The 20,248-nt window shown below is 48.5% G+C and carries 25 protein-coding genes; 24 read left to right on the top strand and 1 reads right to left on the bottom strand.

The window, feature by feature from the left end:
- Positions 1-23: 23 nt before the first annotated feature.
- From P400_RS0104590 to P400_RS0104630, 9 genes are all read left to right on the top strand, one after another.
- Positions 24-266 carry a type B 50S ribosomal protein L31 gene (locus P400_RS0104590; protein ID WP_012727387.1) on the top strand — a complete coding sequence of 81 codons (243 nt, stop codon included), beginning with the start codon at positions 24-26 and terminating at the stop codon, positions 264-266.
- Between the two features lie 99 nt (positions 267-365).
- Positions 366-1,589, top strand: a complete 1,224-nt coding sequence (locus P400_RS14870) for a cation:proton antiporter (RefSeq protein ID WP_034770839.1) — start codon at positions 366-368, stop codon at positions 1,587-1,589.
- A 106-nt stretch (positions 1,590-1,695) separates the two neighbouring features.
- A complete protein-coding gene (locus P400_RS0104600; RefSeq protein WP_026825073.1) occupies positions 1,696-2,307 on the top strand; it encodes a thymidine kinase in 612 nt (203 codons plus the stop codon).
- An 82-nt stretch (positions 2,308-2,389) separates the two neighbouring features.
- Positions 2,390-3,460, top strand: coding sequence for a peptide chain release factor 1 (prfA, locus tag P400_RS0104605; protein WP_026825074.1), 1,071 nt, complete (start codon positions 2,390-2,392; stop codon positions 3,458-3,460).
- On the top strand, positions 3,460-4,317 hold the full coding sequence (prmC, locus tag P400_RS14875) for a peptide chain release factor N(5)-glutamine methyltransferase (RefSeq protein ID WP_034771325.1): 858 nt from the start codon (positions 3,460-3,462) through the stop codon (positions 4,315-4,317). The genes prfA and prmC overlap by 1 nt, the downstream gene beginning before the upstream one ends.
- On the top strand, positions 4,298-5,308 hold the full coding sequence (locus P400_RS0104615) for an L-threonylcarbamoyladenylate synthase (RefSeq protein ID WP_026825075.1): 1,011 nt from the start codon (positions 4,298-4,300) through the stop codon (positions 5,306-5,308). The genes prmC and P400_RS0104615 overlap by 20 nt, the downstream gene beginning before the upstream one ends.
- A 21-nt stretch (positions 5,309-5,329) precedes the next feature.
- Positions 5,330-5,830 (top strand): low molecular weight protein arginine phosphatase, encoded by a 501-nt coding sequence (locus tag P400_RS14880; RefSeq protein WP_034770840.1) that lies wholly within the window; start codon positions 5,330-5,332, stop codon positions 5,828-5,830.
- A gap of 4 nt (positions 5,831-5,834) precedes the next feature.
- Complete coding sequence (rpiB, locus tag P400_RS0104625) at positions 5,835-6,275, top strand: ribose 5-phosphate isomerase B (RefSeq protein WP_026825076.1); 441 nt, start codon at positions 5,835-5,837, stop codon at positions 6,273-6,275.
- Positions 6,276-6,280: 5 nt separating this feature from the next.
- Positions 6,281-6,814 carry a TIGR01440 family protein gene (locus P400_RS0104630; RefSeq protein ID WP_152538869.1) on the top strand — a complete coding sequence of 178 codons (534 nt, stop codon included), beginning with the start codon at positions 6,281-6,283 and terminating at the stop codon, positions 6,812-6,814.
- Positions 6,815-6,862: 48 nt separating this feature from the next.
- Here the strand turns inward: P400_RS0104630 and P400_RS0104635 are convergent, their stop codons facing one another.
- On the bottom strand, positions 6,863-7,648 hold the full coding sequence (locus P400_RS0104635; RefSeq protein WP_026825078.1) for an alpha/beta hydrolase: 786 nt from the start codon (positions 7,646-7,648) through the stop codon (positions 6,863-6,865).
- Positions 7,649-7,779: 131 nt separating this feature from the next.
- Here P400_RS0104635 and glyA point away from each other — a divergent pair, with 131 nt between their 5' ends.
- The 15 genes from glyA to atpA all read left to right on the top strand — a co-directional run bounded on the left by glyA (position 7,780) and on the right by atpA (position 20,212).
- Positions 7,780-9,033, top strand: a complete 1,254-nt coding sequence (glyA, locus tag P400_RS0104640) for a serine hydroxymethyltransferase (protein WP_026825079.1) — start codon at positions 7,780-7,782, stop codon at positions 9,031-9,033.
- 4 nt (positions 9,034-9,037) lie between these two features.
- Positions 9,038-9,985: a hypothetical protein gene (locus P400_RS0104645; RefSeq protein WP_026825080.1), complete on the top strand. Its 948-nt coding sequence runs from the start codon at positions 9,038-9,040 to the stop codon at positions 9,983-9,985.
- A 99-nt stretch (positions 9,986-10,084) separates the two neighbouring features.
- Positions 10,085-10,333 (top strand): hypothetical protein, encoded by a 249-nt coding sequence (locus P400_RS0104650; RefSeq protein ID WP_026825081.1) that lies wholly within the window; start codon positions 10,085-10,087, stop codon positions 10,331-10,333.
- Between the two features lie 66 nt (positions 10,334-10,399).
- A complete protein-coding gene (locus P400_RS0104655) occupies positions 10,400-11,077 on the top strand; it encodes a response regulator transcription factor (RefSeq protein WP_026825082.1) in 678 nt (225 codons plus the stop codon).
- 3 nt (positions 11,078-11,080) lie between these two features.
- Positions 11,081-12,316 (top strand): sensor histidine kinase, encoded by a 1,236-nt coding sequence (locus tag P400_RS0104660; RefSeq protein WP_026825083.1) that lies wholly within the window; start codon positions 11,081-11,083, stop codon positions 12,314-12,316.
- 110 nt (positions 12,317-12,426) lie between these two features.
- Positions 12,427-13,092, top strand: coding sequence for a hypothetical protein (locus P400_RS0104665; protein ID WP_026825084.1), 666 nt, complete (start codon positions 12,427-12,429; stop codon positions 13,090-13,092).
- A gap of 205 nt (positions 13,093-13,297) precedes the next feature.
- Positions 13,298-14,512, top strand: a complete 1,215-nt coding sequence (locus tag P400_RS0104670) for a hypothetical protein (RefSeq protein ID WP_026825085.1) — start codon at positions 13,298-13,300, stop codon at positions 14,510-14,512.
- 97 nt (positions 14,513-14,609) lie between these two features.
- The gene (upp, locus tag P400_RS0104675; protein ID WP_026825086.1) at positions 14,610-15,239 is read left to right on the top strand and encodes a uracil phosphoribosyltransferase; all 630 of its coding nucleotides are present in this window, start codon (positions 14,610-14,612) and stop codon (positions 15,237-15,239) included.
- A gap of 658 nt (positions 15,240-15,897) precedes the next feature.
- On the top strand, positions 15,898-16,125 hold the full coding sequence (locus P400_RS0104680; RefSeq protein WP_026825087.1) for a hypothetical protein: 228 nt from the start codon (positions 15,898-15,900) through the stop codon (positions 16,123-16,125).
- Positions 16,122-16,529 (top strand): ATP synthase subunit I, encoded by a 408-nt coding sequence (locus P400_RS0104685; protein WP_026825088.1) that lies wholly within the window; start codon positions 16,122-16,124, stop codon positions 16,527-16,529. Before P400_RS0104680 ends, P400_RS0104685 begins: the two co-directional genes overlap by 4 nt.
- Positions 16,529-17,266, top strand: a complete 738-nt coding sequence (gene atpB, locus P400_RS0104690; protein WP_026825089.1) for a F0F1 ATP synthase subunit A — start codon at positions 16,529-16,531, stop codon at positions 17,264-17,266. The genes P400_RS0104685 and atpB overlap by 1 nt, the downstream gene beginning before the upstream one ends.
- Positions 17,267-17,331: 65 nt before the next feature.
- On the top strand, positions 17,332-17,553 hold the full coding sequence (atpE, locus tag P400_RS0104695) for a F0F1 ATP synthase subunit C (protein WP_012727360.1): 222 nt from the start codon (positions 17,332-17,334) through the stop codon (positions 17,551-17,553).
- Positions 17,554-17,624: 71 nt separating this feature from the next.
- Positions 17,625-18,152 carry a F0F1 ATP synthase subunit B gene (atpF, locus tag P400_RS0104700; protein WP_026825090.1) on the top strand — a complete coding sequence of 176 codons (528 nt, stop codon included), beginning with the start codon at positions 17,625-17,627 and terminating at the stop codon, positions 18,150-18,152.
- A complete protein-coding gene (locus tag P400_RS0104705; protein WP_026825091.1) occupies positions 18,152-18,685 on the top strand; it encodes a F0F1 ATP synthase subunit delta in 534 nt (177 codons plus the stop codon). Before atpF ends, P400_RS0104705 begins: the two co-directional genes overlap by 1 nt.
- Before the next feature lie 18 nt (positions 18,686-18,703).
- Entirely contained in the window at positions 18,704-20,212 is a 1,509-nt protein-coding gene (atpA, locus tag P400_RS0104710) for a F0F1 ATP synthase subunit alpha (RefSeq protein WP_026825092.1), read from the top strand.
- Positions 20,213-20,248: the final 36 nt, after the last annotated feature.

Raw genomic sequence — 20,248 nt, forward strand, 5'->3', positions numbered from 1 at the left:
AGGGCCGAAGGAGTTGAAAAGCAATGAAACAAGGAATCCACCCAGAATACCGTAAAGTCGTATTCATGGACTCGACGACAGAATTCAAATTCATCACTGGTTCAACTCGTTACTCTAACGAGACAATCACGATGGAAGATGGAAACGAGTACCCACTCATCCGTGTCGATGTATCTTCTGATTCGCACCCGTTCTACACAGGTCGCCAGAAATTCGCATCTGCAGATGGTCGTATCGAGCGCTTCAACAAGAAATACCAACGTTAATCGTAAAGTTGTATGCTCACCGCCTAGGGATTGCCCTTGGCGGTTTTTTGTTACAATAACGCGGGTAAAGAGACGAAAGAATGTCATGAGGGGGCCTTTATGGAATTTATACTCATCAGTATCAGCTTGTTAATCGGAGTCGGTATCATGTCACAATGGTTGGCATGGCGCTATCAAATCCCAGCAATCATCATTATGACACTCGCCGGAGTATTGGCAGGTCCGATTCTTGGCCTGTTCGACCCACGTGAATTATTAGGGGATCTATATAGTCCTATCATATCGTTTGCGGTTGCCATTATCTTATTTGAAGGAAGTCTCGGGCTTCATTTCAGCGAAATCAATCAGTTCCGTCGGTCGATTGTGCGAATCGTTACAGTCGGGGTTGCCTTGTCGTTTGTCGGGTCGTCGCTACTCATCCAATATGTCGGTGGGTTGCATTGGGTGGTCGCGTGGACCATGGGTGCGCTCTTCGTCGTGACGGGACCGACCGTCGTTATTCCGTTATTGCGCCAAGCGCATTTGAAAGATCGGGTCGGTGCGATTCTGAAGTGGGAAGGCATTATCGTGGATCCTGTCGGTGCGCTACTTGGTCTCTTCGTCGTACGACTTGGCTACATCGTATATGAAGGAATGGATTTATGGATGCAACTCCTCTTTGCAGGTGCTTGTATCGTAGGGATTGGACTCGGTTACTTGTTTGGTCATCTCTTGATGGGGTGGTTTGTCGCTGAAAAAGTGCCGCGTTACCTTCGTGCCTCGGTCACATTGACGGCCGTCCTCGTCTTATTCTCACTGAGTGAGCTTATGATGCACGAAGTCGGGCTTCTTGCCGTGACGGCAATGGGGATGACGATGGCCAACACGAAGCATCGGGATGAAGAAATTATTGAAGAACTGCAATCATTTAAAGAAGATATTTCGATCTTGCTCATCTCATCTGTATTCATTTTATTGACGGCATCGCTGTCCCGAGAGGAACTATTGAATATTTTCCAATGGCCACTTCTATTGACGATTGCCGGCATCCTTTTCTTAGTACGTCCGGTAGCAATTTATTTTTCCACAATCGGTGGGGGCTTACCGCTTGCGGAACGAGGGTTTATCGGTTGGATTGCACCACGTGGTATCGTGGCGATGACGGTTGCTGGATTCTTTGCCGAAGAGGTCGCGCATCTTGGGATTGAAGATGCGAAGCAAATGTTACCGCTCACCCTCGGACTCGTCTTCATTTCCGTAACGTTGCACGGTCTCACGATTCGACCGCTCGCACGCAAATTGAAATTAATTGATGAGCAAAAAGAAGCGAATGCCGACGAATAAAGGACTTGTCCACGGCTAATGGGAATTGAGAGAAGTCAACCCTTTTCCTCAACTCGAAAGATAGGTATAATCGGAAAGCGATTATCGATGGAGAGGGCGAAGAATAATGATGCATGTGACGAACCGATATGGTTGGATTGAAGTGATTTGTGGGAGTATGTTTTCAGGGAAGTCGGAGGAATTGATTCGCCGTGTCCGCCGCGCTCACTATGGAAAGATTCCGGTCCAAGTGTTCAAACCAGCAATCGACGACCGGTATCATGAAGAGAACGTCGTCTCACACATGGGCAACTCGGTCGTGGCAGTACCTGTCGCATCGAGCCAGGACTTATACGATGCCGTACGTGAAGAAACACAAGTCATCGCGATTGATGAGGTGCAATTCTTTGATGAAGGCATCGTTGATGTCATCGAACAGCTCGCGAACGAGGACAAACGCGTTATTTGTGCAGGGCTCGATATGGACTTTCGTGGTGAACCGTTCACGATGATGCCTGAACTGTTGTCCCGTGCCGAGTTTGTGACGAAACTGCAGGCGATCTGCCTGTCTTGCGGGGCACCTGCTTCGCGGACACAGCGTTTGATTGACGGGAAACCGGCTCGTTATGAAGATCCGGTCATCTTAGTCGGAGCTTCAGAATCGTATGAGCCGAGGTGCCGTCATTGTCATGATGTGCCGAATAAACCACGTCCGGTCCGCCATACGGTGGTAGACTGATGAATCGACGGACCGCCCTCGGCGGTCCGTTTTTTTGCTATAATAGATAGAGTTTGATTTGACGGAGAAAGGACGGATCATCATGTTTGACCGTTTAAGTGTATTAGAAGATCGTTATATGCAATTGAATGAGATGCTCGCCGACCCTGAGGTGCTCAGTGACTCGACGAAGTTGAGACAATATTCGAAAGAGCAAGCACAGTTAGAAGAGACGGTACAGATGTATCGGCAGTATAAGGGTAAGAGTGAGGCCTTCAAGGAAGCGAAGTCGATGCTCGAAGACCGGACGCTCGATGCCGAGATGCGTGAACTTGCAAAAGAAGAGATGCAGCTTTTAGAACCGGAAGTAAAAGAGTTAGAAGCGAAGTTACGGATTTTGTTACTTCCAAAAGACCCGAACGATGACAAAAACGTTATCGTCGAAGTCCGAGGTGCGGCAGGTGGAGACGAAGCGGCCCTTTTCGCAGGAGATCTTTATAAGATGTACACACGATTCGCTGAACGTCAAAATTGGAAAGTTGAATTGATCGATGCAAACTATACCGAACTCGGCGGATTTAAAGAAGTCACGTTCATGATCAATGGGGCTGGTGCCTACTCAAAACTTAAGTTTGAGAATGGGGCACATCGTGTGCAACGGGTCCCGTCTACGGAATCGGGTGGACGAATCCATACGTCTACGGCAACGGTCGCTGTCTTACCTGAAGCGGAAGATGTCGAGGTCCATATCGATATGAAAGATGTGCGTGTCGATACGTTCACCTCGTCCGGTCCAGGTGGACAGTCAGTCAACACGACACAGTCTGCCGTTCGTTTGACACACATCCCATCAGGCCTCGTCGTGTCTTGTCAGGATGAGAAGTCGCAACATAAAAATAAAGACAAGGCGATGAAGGTCCTTCGGGCACGCCTGTATGACAAGATGCAGAGCGAGCATATGGAAGAACTGTCGGCACAGCGGAAATCCGCTGTCGGGACAGGTGACCGCTCAGAGCGGATTCGCACATATAACTTCCCGCAAAGTCGTGTCACAGACCATCGCATCGGTTTAACGCTCCAAAAGTTAGACCGTGTGTTAGCGGGTGAACTAGAAGACATCATCGACGCACTCATCATGGATGAACAGGCACGTCTCATGGAGGATGCAGAATGATGCGTGTCGCCGCGCTACTCAAACAGACAGAAAAACGGCTTTCAGAAGCCGGGCGCGACCACGCGGCTGCCGAGTGGTGGCTCATGCATGTGCTTCGCGTTGATCGGACTGGTCTCCTCGTCCGCCTGTCGGATGAACTGTCGGAAGATGAGGCGACACGATTTGAGGAAGGCGTTGAGCGTATGTTGACCGGGGAACCGGTACAACATGTGATTGGACGAGCGCCGTTTTACGGGCGTTCTTTCGAAGTGAATCGCGACGTCTTGATTCCGAGGCCAGAAACAGAAGAATTGATTGACTGGGTGCTCGGTCAAATTCGTCACATAACGGACGATGAAATCGTGGATGTCGGGACGGGGAGTGGAGCGATTGCGATCACGCTTAGTTTAGAACTCGGTATCCGGGTACACACGGTCGATATTTCTCCGGAAGCGATAGTGGTCGCGAAACGAAATGCGGAAGCGCTCGGTGCGAATGTTCGTTTTTATGAAGGAGACGGGCTCGCTCCAGTCGCCGATCGGTCGATTCGTATTCTCGTCTCGAATCCGCCTTATATCGAAGCGGAAGTGCTGTTAGATGAGACCGTTGTCGCCTACGAGCCGCATCTAGCCCTCTTTGGAGGCGCGGACGGGCTTGATATGTATCGTCAACTCATTTCGGAATCAGTGCGCGTCTTACGTGCCGATTGGCAATTGATTGCGTTTGAAATCGGGTATAACCAAGGACAAGATGTGAAATCATTGTTGTCTGAACGTTATCCTGAAGCAGAAACGGGTATTTTAAAAGATATAAACGGTAAGGACCGTATCGTCTATGCCGTAAGGGAAGGGATTGCGTATGGAAACGAAATGGATTAAATCGAATGAGGTTGAAGAGGGGGTACGTCTTCTTCAAGCGGGTGAAATCATCGCCATGCCGACAGAAACCGTTTATGGTCTCGCGGGGGACGCCATGAATGATATGGCGATTCGCAAGATTTTTGAGGCGAAAGGTCGTCCGTCGGATAACCCACTCATCGTCCATATTGCTTCAATCGAACAAGCGAAAATGTTCGTCGATTCGATCCCTCCCGTTGCCAAACGCTTAATGGATGTGTTTTGGCCAGGCGCTTTGACAATCATCTTGCCTTCAAACGGCCGAGCCTCTTCGCTCGTGACCGCGGGCCTCGATTCCATCGGATTACGGATGCCGAACCATTCGGCAGCACTTGAGTTGATTCGTGAGTCGGGTTTAGGACTTGCGGCTCCAAGTGCGAATCGTTCTGGGCGCCCCTCGCCGACCACCGCTCAACATGTGGCTGATGATTTGGCCGGGCGAATCGCAGGGATTGTTGATGGGGGTCCAACTGGAATCGGTGTCGAGTCAACCGTCATCGATTGTACGGGTGACATGGTGACGATTTTACGACCTGGTGGTGTGACGCGAGAAGAAATCGAAGCCGTCATTGGATCGGTCGCTTTAGATGCCAACTTAAGTGACGAAGAAGCCGCACCAAAGTCACCGGGAATGAAATATACGCATTATGCCCCGACAGCGCCCGTCTTTTTGGTCGATGGCACACGTGAAGATTTAGAGCGTGTCATCGAAGAGCGTCAGCGAGTGGGGCGGCGTATCGGTGCACTCGTATTTGATGAAGAGCCGACATTGGCAGAAGTTACCTTTTCTCTCGGTACCTCGATGGAAGTGGCGGCGCAACGTTTATACGATGCCCTTCGTCGATTTGATGAGACAGATGTCGAAGAGATTTATGTGAACAAGATTGAACCGGTCGGGGTCGCGTTAGCCGTCTATAACCGCTTATACAAAGCGTCCGGAGGGAAGGTCGTGCAACCGACGAAAGATGCCTAAAGACATAGAGGAGGACACGCGATGTCAATGAAACGCGTATTATTCATATGTAGTGGCAACACGTGCCGAAGCCCGATGGCGATGGCCTTGCTCCGTTCGAAAATGACAGGAGATGAATTTGATATTCGTTCTGCCGGTCTACGGACGATGCAAGGATTCGATGCTTCTGAAAATGCACTGCAAGTTCTCAGAGAACGTGGGATTGAACTCGATCATGTCACGCAAACGTTTGATGAGGTGTTAGGAAACTGGGCGGACATCATCTTGACGATGACGCGTGCGCACCGTGAACAAATCCGGGATACATACCCGGATTTAGGGGAGCGGACGTACACGCTCTATGAATTCGTAACAGGACTTGAACGAGACATCAATGACCCGTTCGGCGGCTCGATGAATGTCTATCGCCAAGTGCGAAATGAACTTGAGCCACTCGTGAATCGACTTGTGTTAAAATTAACGAATGATGGGTCAAAGGTGACGAAACCACCGAGACGCCTACCAAAGAAGACGGGGGAATGAACGAATGAAAATTGCAATTGGCGCCGATCACGGCGGATTCAACTTAAAAAAAGAAATTGTAGCCTTGCTTGAAGAGCTTGGACATGAGTATAAAGATTTCGGGACCCACTCAGCCGAATCGATTGACTACCCAGACGTAGCCATCCCGGTCGCTGAAGCTGTCGCGGCTGGTGAGTTCGATCGTGGAATTTTGATTTGTGGTACGGGAATCGGAATCGGGATTGCGGCGAACAAAGTCAAAGGGATTCGTGCGGCACTCGTCCATGATTCATTCAGCGCGAAAGCGACACGTCAGCATAACGACTCGAACATCATGACGATGGGCGAGCGTGTCATCGGACCTGGTCTTGCACTCGACTTGGTGACGACGTGGCTCGATACGAACTTTGAAGGCGGTCGCCATTCAAACCGTGTCGGCAAGATGAGCGCTTACGAATCGAAGTGAGCCTGATGAAGACGGAACTTCTCGGATTATTAACGGAGCTAAACGGACTGTTTCCGTTACATGATGAGCGTATTCTCGTCATCGGGTGCTCCACAAGTGAAGTCCTTGGCAAAAAGATCGGCAAGGCGGGGTCCATCGACGTCGCAAGTGAGTTGATGGAAGCCTTCCTTGAATTTAGAGAAAAGACGGGTGTCCATCTGGCGTTTCAAGGGTGCGAGCACATCAATCGTGCCCTCACCGTTGAGCGCCGGACACTTAAACAGTTCGGCCTCACTGAAGTGACAGTCGTCCCGGTCCGCGCGGCCGGCGGAGCGATGTCAGAGAAAGCTTATGCAATCTTCGATGAGCCGTGTGTCGTCGAATCGATTCAAGCAGATGCTGGAATTGATATCGGCTCGACATTGATTGGGATGCATTTGAAGCCGGTCGCCATTCCGGTCCGACTATCATCGAAGCATCTCGGGGAGGCGTACGTCACGTTCGCGATTACGAGACCGAAACTGATTGGTGGGCCACGGGCTCAATATCCAAACAAATGAAAAGCATCGCATTCGGTTTTTTCGACCGGATGCGATGCTTTTTTGTGATTATAATTCTTCACCGAATAAATACGACACGACCATCGGGAAGCGCTCGCGCCAGGCAAGTTCGTTATGGACGCCTTCTTCAATCACTTCGAAACGGATGTGTTCGACCTTGTCCTTTAACAAGTTATACACGCGTTCGCTCGATTCGCGATACATCTCGTTCGTCGGACCGTTCTCCATCGGTTCCTCAACTTCTTTGGCGCCGACGTCTAAGTAAAGACGCTCGACGCCCTTCACGTCGCTCGCTTCAATCAATTGTTCCAGCTCCGTTTGGTTGAACCAAAACGCGGACGACAGGGAAGCGACCCGCTTGAAGATGTCTGGATATACACACGCTGCGTACACGGAGATAAGCCCACCCATCGAACTGCCCATCATCGCCGTTTCTTCCGGGATGGTCCGATAGTCGGCATCGATTTGAGGTTTCAATTCCTGAGCGATGTATTCGATATAGGCTGAACCTTGCCCTCCGAGTACGATGTCTCGTCCGAGCAAACTTTCCCCGATGAAGGGATTTTCCCATGGTCCATACTCATCAAGTCGTTGTTCGCCCGGCGCACTATCAATCGCAACGACAATTAAGTCGCGCTTCGAGTCGTTCAGATATTCACTTACGCGCCAGCTCATCTTGTAGCTCGCGTCCTCGTCATTAAAGCAGTTCTGTCCGTCATGCATGTAGAGGACCGGATACTGTTTTTCCGATGTCTCATAGTCAGCAGGCGTGTAAATTCGGACTGTTCGTTTACGTTCGAACGGTGTAATCGTCATTTCTTTTGTCTCAATCATAAGTGACCTCCTCACAGTTGCATTCTTTCTAATGATACCCAACTTTCCGTCAGATTATAGCGATACCCAAAAAAACAAGCGTATGGTACGATGGGGATGTTGATTTTTAGACATTTAGAGGGGGTCTTCACATGGTAAACACGACGAAGTTAAAAGTGCAGGATGCGGAATTGTTTGAGGCAATGCAACACGAGCTCGGTCGTCAACGCGACAACATCGAACTCATCGCCTCAGAAAACTTTGTTTCAGAAGCGGTCATGGAAGCGCAAGGAGGCGTATTGACGAACAAATATGCCGAAGGATATCCGGGACGCCGTTACTATGGCGGCTGTGAATTTGTCGACGTTGCGGAAAACTTGGCGCGCGACCGTGCGAAAGCATTGTTCGGTGCAGAACATGCGAACGTACAACCACACTCTGGTGCGCAAGCGAATATGGCGGTTTATTTTACGGTGCTTGAAGCAGGAGACACGGTGCTCGGGATGAACCTTTCTCATGGCGGTCATTTGACGCACGGTAGCCCGGTCAACTTCTCGGGTATCCAATACAACTTCGTCGAATACGGTGTAGACAAAGAGACAGAACACATTGACTATGACGTTGTCGCAGCGCTCGCGAAAGAACACAAGCCAAAATTGATTGTGGCAGGGGCTTCGGCTTATCCACGCACAATCGATTTTGCGAAGTTCCGCGAGATCGCGGATAGTGTGGATGCTTACCTCATGGTCGATATGGCCCACATCGCCGGGCTCGTGGCGGCGGGTCTGCACCCGAACCCAGTCGAGCATGCGCATTTCGTCACGACGACGACACACAAGACGCTTCGTGGACCACGGGGCGGGATGATTCTTTGTAAAGAAGAGTTCGCCAAAGCAATCGACAAGTCAATCTTCCCAGGTATCCAAGGCGGACCCCTCATGCACGTCATCGCAGCGAAAGCGGTCGCATTCGGTGAAGCACTCCAACCGGAATTCAAGGATTACCAGCGTCAAGTCATCGCCAATGCGCAAGCCCTTGCGGCAGGTCTTGAAGAAGAGGGACTCCGAATCGTATCGGGCGGAACGGACAACCATCTCTTACTCGTCGACCTTCGCGGCATCGACATCACGGGAAAAGCAGCGGAGCACGCACTTGATGCAGCGGGGATCACGGTTAATAAAAATACGATTCCGTTCGACCCGGCATCACCATTCGTCACAAGCGGTGTTCGTCTTGGAACGGCGGCGATGACGACACGCGGTTTCAAACAAGAGGATATGAAAGAAGTGGCACGCTTAATCGGTCGTGTGCTCAAACATCATGAAGACGAGTCGGTACTCGCAGAAGCACTTCAAGACGTGCGAACGTTAACTGCGAAGTTCCCACTCTATCCTGAACGAGGCTGAGTCAATGGATATCCGGACACTAGCAGAACGAGAGCTATCCGAACTTCCATTGTTCGATATGACGGAATGGTTGGCTCGTAAAGGGGAATACGACCCTTCTTTCCGTCTTGTCGCCAGTGAGTTTGAGGTCATCACGACGCTCCTCGACCATGGCTATTATGAAGAAGCGAGCGAACGAATCGTGCCGCTCCTCGGGATGAAAGTGCCTGCTGCTTTCCATCGACTAGGTCTTGCGCTAGAAGTGAAGGCGAACGGGAAAAAAGCGGCCAAGCGCCGCTTTCGTTCGTTCTCGTCGGCTGTCATCCAGCATTCGGATTTAGCCGAATGGCGACAAGTGTTCAAGTTTGATAAGAAATGGCTGGGGCTTCCACTCGTCGTCGGTCTCGCGGCGGGCGTGCTCGCATTTTGGCCAAATGCTGAACCACCAGTCGTTACATCGGACGAATCGGACCAAGTCGTCATGGAGACGGTGACCGAGGAGGAGGCGCTCGCGGAACGCCTTGAGGAGTTAGAAGCGGAAGTCGCGCGACTCGAAGAAGAGAATGAGAAACTTCAAGATTCGGACGATCAGAAACCGACTGAGTCAACAGAAGAAGCACCGGCCGTTTCGACGGATATTGTCCCGCTGACCGAAGTTGAAGCGCTCGTTCAAGACAAGCAGTACGAAAAAGCTGATCGACTATTGGGTGGTAAAGCGAAAGCTGGTCAAGAACAAGCAGTCGGATTTTATCGACTTCTCGTCGACAATAAGTTAGGACAAGCAGAAATTACTGATTATGCAAATTATGTCGATTCTTATCCGGAATCCGGTTACAAAGCGGATGTTTTATGGATGAAAGGGATTGCCGAGAAAAAGGCAAATGATCCCGCTTATCGCGATACGTTGACGACCGTTTCAGAAATGGAAGGGACATATTGGGCACCGATTGCGAAGTCCGTGCTCGAAGAGTAAGGTGCTGCGTGAGCGGCGCCTTTTCTCATAGAATTCTAATGAAGGCCACCACGATTTCTCGTTTTCTTGTCGTATGATTTGAGTAGGAGGGATGCGTGCATGAAACGTGTAATGAAAACTATTGGAACAACGCTTTTCGCAATCGGACTTATAGGAATCGGACTTGCCGGATTCTTATTCTTCACTTCCCCCGGCCAATCTAGCTTGACTCAACTATCGCTGGCGGCGATGGAAGTCGAACAGCAGATCGATCAAGTCGATACGACGTGGGATGAATGGGAAGATGAGTTAGAAAGACGGGTCGAGCAAGCGATTCCAGAAGGAGTTCGTCTGTTTTTTGCTGATTGATTTCGGGAAATGAATAATAATACGTCGAGCGAGTTGCTCGGCGTTTTTTTCAAAGGAGTGAGCGGGATGCAGACGATTCTCGTCGTAGAAGATGATTTGAAGATTGCACGATTGTTAGAGCTGGAGTTGAAGCATGCGGGATATGCCGTCGTCGTGGCCACGGACGGTCGTGGTGGTTTGGAGAGGGCACTTGCCGATGACATCGACCTCGTCTTACTCGATATTATGTTGCCTCAGATGAGTGGACTTGAGGTGGTTCGTCGTCTGAAAGAAGAGCGACCTCTGCTCCCGGTTCTGATGGTGACAGCTCGAGGAGATCGCTACGATAAAGTGAGCGGTCTCGACCTCGGCGCAGACGACTACATCACGAAACCGTTTGAAATAGAAGAAGTGCTTGCCCGGATTCGAGCTTTTTTGCGCATGCGTCAGCTCGTTCATCAAGACCATTCTGAACTAGTGTTAACATATGAGACATTAACGATCGATGTGAATCGGCATGAAGTATATTGTGAAGGAAATAAAGTCGATTTGACACGTCGCGAATTTGATCTATTGGTTTTCTTTTTAGAACATCCTGAGCGTGTGCTGACACGTGATCAACTCGTCGAACAAGTATGGGGATTTGATTATTTCGGTGATACGAACGTCGTGGATGTATATGTCCGCTATGTTCGAAAAAAATTGACAGGTTCCTGGATTCAAACGGTCCGCGGTGTCGGCTATATGTTGAAGCGTGGTGAGTGACCGATGTTACGAACAAAAATCGCATGGGCGATGACAGGATTCATGTTGATTCTCCTTTTCATCTCGTTTGGTGTGACATGGTTCGTTGCCCGTCAAGAGATTGTGGATTCGCGCTTTGACGTGTTACTGCAAGCACTGAATATTTTAGAAGAAGATGTCCGGAATAGTGATGCCGTATTATCGCTCCATAAGGATAGTGTCGTATTGGAACGCCAAGAAAGCGGAGAGTGGGGAATCATCGGTGGAGAGGTACCGAATGGGACGACATTCCCCATCAATTATGGCGAGCCGGCACTTATTGATGACTGGTTTGTGGTCGCAACGACCGACGGCTTAGCGTTCGGCTTTCAAGATCGGGCCGTGAGCAACACGATTCAAGCACTCGCAACCATATTTCTTGTCATGTTTTTCCTTGCAGTCATATCGACATTCTTTGGAACGTGGTGGATTTTACGTCAAGGCTTGTCACCGTTACGACGATTGACAGACACGATGGAACGCATCACCAAATCCGGGAAGTTAGAGACGATCGAAGTGGATGACAGAAAGGATGAAGTGACGACACTCTCGCACGGATTCAATCATATGATCGAGCGGGTCGAAGGAACGATGGAGCAACAACGCCGTTTCGTCGCCGATGTTTCACATGAACTTAAGACACCGTTGACCGTCATCGAAGGCTATTCGAAGTTATTACAACGATGGGGACAAGAAGATGAGGGTGTGCGCAACGAAGCGATTGATCATATTTTGACGGAGTCGCGACAAATGCGAAATGACTTGATTGAACCCATGCTCGAATTGAATCGATTCACGGCACTCGAACAGGTCGACCGAGAAGAAATCGATTTAGCTGAACTCGGGGAATCGTTAACGGAACGTTTTTTACGGTCGCACGGCGTCCACCTCCCCATCGAAGCGACGGGCAGTTGGTTTGGTCATCGTGAGTCGTTACAACGGATTCTTGTCATTTTGATTGATAATAGTTTGAAGTATGCAGAGGAGACGACTCTTCATTTGAAGAGTGATCGGATTGAAGTACGTGATCGAGGACCAATCCTTTCAGATGAAATAAGAAATCGTCTGTTCGACCGATTTTATCGATTGGATGAAGCACGAGATCGAAGTGGAAGCGGTCTCGGTCTTGCGATTGCGAAAGAAGTGGCGGACTTGAATGAATGGACGATTGGAAGTATATCGAATGATCCCGATGGTAGTGTATTTTTCCTGACTCGATGATGAATGTTCCTTATTTTCTCATCAAATTTTAATGAAGCCTTAAATGCTCTCTCACGCACAAAGCTTATGATGAAAATAAGAAGAACGGAACACAACGAGGAGGAAATAACATGAAACGCATCGGCTGGATCATTGGAGCTTTACTTGGCGTCATGGCAATTGTAGGGATTGGATTTTATGTTAGTGGTAATCAGACGGACACGGTTATCGAGCCACAAGCAATCAACCAAACGAGCGGCAATCCATCAGCGGACAACTCAAGTGATTCCGCTACACCGGATGACTCGAGTAACGCATCAGATGATTCATCATCACAAGTGGAGGATGGGGACGACTATGCACTGTACGGTACACTCGTGAAGTTGTCGAAAGAGGATGTCACCATTAGCTTCAATGGAAAAGAATCCACATACCGTTTAGCAACCACACATGAAATCGACGATGACACGCCGCGAGTTGGGGACCGGGTCAAGCTCGAATTGAATCGAAATGATGAAGTGAAAGAAGTGGACCGTGAGAGTGGCGACGATGATGGGTACGTTTACGGCACACTCGTCAAACTCACGAGTCAAGAAGTTACGATTAATATCGATGGAACCGATAAAGCGTATCCACTAGCTGCACGTGCTGAAATTGATGACGACACACCGCGAGTCGGAGACTTCGTCAAACTTGAATTGAATCGAGAGGAAGCAGTCATTGAAGTAGATCGTGAATCAGAGGACGACCAGTATGAGCAAGATGATTCATCTGAAGATGAGCGAGAAAACGACTGATGGAATGACTGAAAAGAACTAATCTCTTGATCGATTAGTTCTTTTTTGGTTGCTAGATGTTAAGTCAGAAAAAGGATGGAATTGCTTTAGGGGCATCATCAGAAACGTAATAATTCTGAAATCATCACAAAAATAGGTTATATGTTATGATGTACAAGAAAAATTTAGGGGTTTTTCACCTAATTGGGAATGGGAGGGGACATCAATGCGAGTGTGTTGGGGAATCTTTCTCAGTTGTATCTTGTTGAGTGGATGTGGTGCCGAGACGTTGAATGCGATTGAACTACGTCCTCTGTCTTCCTATCGAGTTGAGCAAGAACCTGAGATGTCATTATCAGAACAAACAAAAAAACAAATTCTTACATATTGCGAGCGTCAACCGACCGATGTCTTACCGAAGCGAAGAGCTAAGGTGGCAGAAGTAACATTCCATCACCCTTTATATGAAGTACTCGGATCTAAAACCGTAAAGTACTTTGCGACAGGGAATAAGCGATATATCACTTGTTCGAACAGCAATCAACTGATGGAGCGAACTTTTTCCGTAAAACCGATTCAAGAATTTGAAGCGCTCGACGAAGACTACTTTCGAGAGTCAGACGTGGTTTCGACGATTGAATTCGAACGCGTCGACGACATCAAACAAATCGTTAATGTATTCAACCTGAATGACAGTCATGAAGAGGTTATTTCGAATTCGGCTTTTCGCTACACGACACCAGATACGGGAGCGATTTATGTGACGTTCGAGACCGTCAGGAATGGACGCACACTTGACCCGATTATCGAGCCGAAACTCTTCCCGTTTAAAAGTGGAGAAAATGAAGGGTATGTCTTTTTGACGAGGCGAGCCGATAATCGTGTCGCACTTCGATTTGGAGAAGAGTCATCGCCAAGACAACTCGTTCTTCCGAGTATGTATGAGGCTCCTTATATGAAAATTGATACAAAAGAAGAAGGGCTTTCTCTCGAAGGGGATCATCGTGAACTGATGAAGCGAATTATTTTATCAGATCAACCGATTGAGGGAGATGTGGCGAAACAGACTTCATTGGCACTGTCGAAAACATACGGCACTGTCCTTGAGATCTGGGGTCATGTCCGTCGCCCGGTGACAAATAAAATGTCGTCACGCCCGGCCGACGGAGAGACAAGGTTGGCCGTTTTCGAATCGGACGAAAATACCATTTGGTTAGACGGACCGAAGACCCAAGAATTGTTTGACGAGCTGTTTCACGTAAAGATGCGAGAGATGCCGACTACAGCCGTTCAGACCGGACAGTTACACCTGTATGAAGAATTGACGGAACAGTCATTTGACGTGTGGAAAACGGAAACGGAACTTTACTTGGTCGACGAAAAAACGTCCAGGTCATATGAATTACCTTCGAATGACTATTTCAAAGTCAATCAACCGTGAGGGTGTCTGACCTTTGACAAAATAGAAGTTGACTCTACCCATCTCTAGAGAGTTAGGGTACAATGCTCGAGAGAGAATGAGAGAGGAGTGAAGCAAGATGGGAAAAGTACATGTTTATGACCATCCTTTGATTCAGCACAAAATGACGATTATGCGTAAAGTCGAGACGGGGACGAAGCAGTTCCGTGAACTCGTTGACGAAGTTTCTTCACTTATGGCATACGAAATCACGCGTAGCCTACCCCTGACAGACGTAGAAATCGAGACACCGGTCTCTGTTTCGACTCAAAAAATGATTGCCGGCAAGAAATTGGGAATCGTCCCAATTTTACGTGCAGGACTTGGTATGGTGGATGGGTTCCTCAAAATGATGCCGAACGTAAAAGTCGGTCACATCGGTCTCTATCGCGATCCAGAAACACTTGAGCCACATGAATACTACTTGAAACTTCCGACAGACGTGACGGAACGCGACTTCATCGTCGTCGATCCGATGCTCGCAACAGGCGGTTCGGCTGCCGATGCTATCGCTTCACTTAAAAAGCACGGAGCGAAGTCCATCAAGTTGGCTTGTCTTTGTGCTGCACCAGAAGGCGTAGAACGTGTGCAAGCAGAACATCCGGATGTGGAGATTTATCTCGCGGCACTCGATGAAAAGTTAAATGATCACGGTTATATCGTTCCTGGACTTGGGGATGCGGGTGACCGTTTGTTTGGTACAAAATAAAAATGAAGCGAGAGTCGCCTGTGCGATTTTCGCTTTTTTCATGAGTGCTATAAAGGTTACTTATCATCTGTCATTGTCACGAAATAGACACAAAATAAGATGGTGAGAATCATCATATGAGATGGTAACATGCTGTTCCTTCATATTTAAAAGTATACCGCTATTTTAGTTCTGGAAACGCGGGAAACATGTACATGCTGAGAACAATGAGATTCCTCACAAAAAAATGGGTAAAATCGCTCGACACGGGAAAAACTTCCTCGGTATACTGATACAGGACGTTGAAAACGATTTCAAAATAAAAATGCCAGTCGTTTCGTAACTCTTTGTGAACGTAAACGCTTACGGATTGAATTTTCCAAAACGTGGGGGTATAACTGAACTATTCTTCATCTGATTCCTTTTGTGAAATGTTATAAAGTCAACATTTTTATTTCAACGTTTCTTCACACTTTCTTAAAAAAGAGCAGTAGTCATTTAGTTTATGAAGTGCGTAAAACTATTGATATGACTTGATTTAAAGCGCTTTTATAATTGTGAAATCCATTGACTTCTTATGCCATTTCTATTACTCTGAACTTGTGTGACTTTTGATGGTCACGCGAGTGTGAATTAGTGAAGAACAGAGGATCACGTAATGCTCGAAAGGAGGATTCAGATGGCGAAAAAAGACAATCGTTATCTATCCTACGCCTCGCTCGCTTCACAAATCTCGACAGCACTTGCCGGACCGATCGTCATTGGTTATCTCGTCGGACAGTACGGCGAAAGACGTGAATTTTGGGGCACGTTTGGTTGGAATGTGTCGATTATCCTCGGACTCGTGTTCGGGATTACGGCGCTAGTTCTCACCCTTCGGAGTTTATTGACAGGAGAGGACGAATGAATACGATTCAAGCAGACAGAAAAGCGCAGAAAGAATTGATGAAGCGTTATACGAAATGGTTTACCGTCTGGTTTGCGATTTTGTTGATTGGCGCCCTCATCATCCCGATGTATAAAGCCGTATTTCTCGGGTTGTTCATCGGCGGGGTCGGAAGTCTCATTATTCTACATATGCAGAATCGAAGCGTCATTCGCATGTATGACGTCATCGAGCATGGACGACGACCAAAGTCGCATGGGACCGTTTCAAGAATGGCGGTCGGTGCGTTAGCAGTGATAGTCGGTCTTCTCTACGAGGATCGGGTGTCCGTCATAGCGGTGGTAACTGGTCTAATCGCCGGCCACATCATACAATTTGGCGAGTTTACACTTGCCCAGCTCAGCAGGAAAAGAGGTGAATATTAATGGGTCATGAGTTTCCCACATATTCTCTGCACTTTGGGGACTATACGTTATACGGGAGCTGGACGAACGTCATTACAGTGCTAATAGCAGCTTTACTCGTCTTCGCATTCGCCATCTGGGGGACAAGACGTTTGGCTATGAAGCCGACTGGCAAACAAAACTTCATGGAATTCTTCGCAGAGTTCGTACGTGGAATCATCGCAAGTGCGATGGACTGGAAGACAGGTGGCCGCTTTATCGGATTTGGGATGACGTTGATTTTGTTCATTCTCTTCTCAAACTTGATGGGTCTACCGTTTAACGTCATTTCCGGACACTATCTGTGGTTCAACTCACCGACGGCCGATCCTTACGTAACCTTGGCGTTGTCGACACTCGTCGTTGCAATGTCGCACTATTATGGGGTGAAGCTACACGGGTTGAAACACTATTCGGCGGAGTTCGTGAAACCAGTCTGGTTCTTGCTTCCGATCAAATTGATTGAGGAGTTTGCAAACACGTTGACGCTCGGTTTGCGTCTATACGGTAACATCTTTGCCGGTGAAATCATGATTACCATCATCTTGGGACTCGCGATTACAGCCGAAGGAGCACTTAACCCGCTCGGCGCAATCTTTGCGGTCTTCCCAATGATTCTATGGCAAGGTTTTTCAATCTTTATCGGGGTTATCCAATCCTACATTTTCCTGACGCTTGCAATGGTGTACATCGGGCACAAAGCTTCGGCCGAACATTAATTCGGACATCTCGCCAAAGCGTTACAATCAAATTATTTACTTAACTTTTAGGAGGAATATACACAATGGAACAACTCAATCTTCTCGCAACAGCACTTGTTATCGGACTTGGAGCACTCGCAGCTGGTATCGGTAACGGTTTGATCGTATACGGAACAGTACAAGGACAAGCACGTCAACCAGAACTCAAAAACGAACTTCGTCAAACGATGTTCATCGGTATCGGTTTGGTTGAGGCCCTCCCAATCATCGGTGTGGCTGTCGGTTTCCTTCTCCTCAACTCTTGATTTCGAGTTAACGAGAATAGCATAAGAGGGAGCACGTCTCCCTCACTTATTTAGTCAAGAGGAGGGTATGCATGGATACGATGATGATTGCAGCTGGTGCTGGCGGCGAAGGCCTCCGCATTCTGGATATGATCTTTACAATTTTCACATTCCTCGTACTCTTGGCCCTGTTGAAGAAATTTGCTTGGGGACCACTCCTTGGAATGATGAGACAGCGTGAAGAGTATGTAGCGAACGAAATTGAACTCGCTGAAAAGAGCCGCAAAGATGCGGAAAACTATGTCGTCGAACAACGTGATGCACTTAGTGCGGCACGTACAGAGTCGAAAGAAATGCTCGATGCAAGCCGTCGACAAGCAGAAGCGGAACAAGCACGCTTGGTGGAGCAGGCGCGTTTGGAATCCGAACAAATTAAAATCGAGGCAGAGAAAGCGATTGAGCGCGAGCGTGAGCTTGCGAAACAATCCCTTCAAACCGAAGTCGTCACACAGGCGCTCTCGGCAGCACGCCACGTCCTTCAATCAGACCTTAAAGGCGATGAAGCGAAACAACGTGCCCTCGTCACAGACTTCCTGTCTAAAGCGAAAGGTGCGAACTGATGAACGCATCATTAGCAAAACGCTATGCCAAAGCGCTCTTCGACTTAGCGCGGGAACAAGGCACGCTCGACCAAGTCGAAGCGGAAGTGCGTCTGCTCGATGAAGTGCTCCACGCGACTCCTGAACTCATGGATCTCTTAACAAATCCGGCAGTCAGTGACAGCGAGCTTGCACAACTTTTAAAAGACAGCTTTGGTGATATGACGGCGATTGTCGTGAACACACTTCTCGTCATGGTCGAGAACGACCGTGCGGCAGAGGTTCGCGCATTGCCACGTTACGTCCGCGATTTCATCAACGACTACCGTGGGATTGCAGAGGGTATTGTCACAAGCGCCTTCCCGTTGTCGGCAACAGACTTGAAAGACGTCGAACTCGTCTTTGGAGAGAAGCTTGGGAAGACGCTCCAATTGAAGAACGTCGTCGATGAAGAAGTCATCGGTGGACTCCGTGTCCAGGTCGGATACACGACGTACGATGATACGATCGAAACGAAACTTACACGCCTTGAGCGTGAATTGTTGAATGCGTAAGAAATAGGGGTGAATTCAATGACAATCAAAGCTGAAGAAATCAGCGCCCTGCTAAAAGAACGAATCGCTTCGTACGGTTCTGAAATCGAAGTCAGTGAGACAGGTACAGTCATTCAAGTAGGTGACGGTATCGCTCGTGCACACGGACTCGATAACGTTATGGCGGGGGAACTCGTAGAGTTCTCTAACGGCGTAATGGGCTTGGCGCAAAATTTAGAAGAAGGTAACGTCGGGATTATCATCCTTGGCGATTACAAAGGCATCAAAGAAGGCGACTCTGTCAAACGTACAGGTCGCATCATGGAAGTTCCAGTTGGTGAAGCACTCCTCGGACGTGTCGTGAACCCGCTCGGACAACCAATCGATGGTCAAGGACCAATCGTGACCGACAACTATAACCCGATTGAGCGTAAAGCTTATGGCGTTATGGCACGTAAATCAGTTCACGAACCACTTCAAACAGGAATTAAGGCGATTGACGCCCTCGTTCCAATCGGTCGTGGTCAGCGTGAGCTCATCATCGGTGACCGTCAAACAGGTAAAACATCGGTTGCGATCGATACAATCATCAACCAAAAAGAAGAAAATATGATTTGTATTTACGTTGCTATCGGTCAGAAAGAATCGACTGTACGTGGCGTAGTAGAGACGCTTCGTCAAAACGGCGCGCTCGACTATACAATCGTTGTTTCGGCATCGGCATCACAGCCGGCACCACTTCTTTACCTCGCACCATTCGCAGGGGTATCGATGGGTGAGTACTTCATGGACCGTGGACAACACGTCCTCGTCGTATATGATGATCTCTCGAAACAAGCGGCAGCTTACCGTGAGCTCTCGCTCCTTCTCCGCCGTCCTCCAGGCCGCGAAGCCTACCCAGGGGATGTCTTCTACCTCCACTCACGCCTTCTTGAGCGTGCGGCGAAGTTGAACGACGAACTCGGCGGTGGTTCATTGACAGCACTTCCGTTCATCGAGACACAAGCATCGGATATCTCAGCATATATTCCGACAAACGTTATTTCGATCACGGATGGTCAGATTTTCCTTCAGTCGGACCTCTTCTTCTCTGGGGTACGTCCAGCGATTAACGCCGGTCTTTCAGTATCACGTGTTGGTGGTTCGGCTCAGGTGAAGGCGATGAAGAAAGTTGCTGGTACACTTCGTCTTGACCTCGCATCATACCGTGAGCTTGAAGCGTTCGCACAGTTCGGGTCAGATCTCGATAAAGCGACGCAAGCAAAGTTGAACCGTGGTCAGCGTACGGTTGAAGTCTTGAAACAAGACTTGAACGAACCGCTTTCAGTAGACAAGCAAGTTATCATCATCTACGCACTCACGAAAGGTCATCTCGATGACATCCCAGTCGAAGACATTCGTCGTTTTGAAACAGAAATGAACGCATGGCTCGACCAAAACCGTAAAGACCTCTGCCGTGAAATCCGTCAGACAGGAAACCTTCCTTCAGACGAGGCAATGGTCGATGCAATTACGGAATTCAAAAAGACGTTCTCGCCATCGGTTTAATCCGGTGACGAGCGTCTATTAAGGTGGTGAATCGAA

It is taken from the genome of Exiguobacterium marinum DSM 16307, from assembly GCF_000620845.1.
Lineage (GTDB): Bacteria > Bacillota > Bacilli > Exiguobacteriales > Exiguobacteriaceae > Exiguobacterium > Exiguobacterium marinum.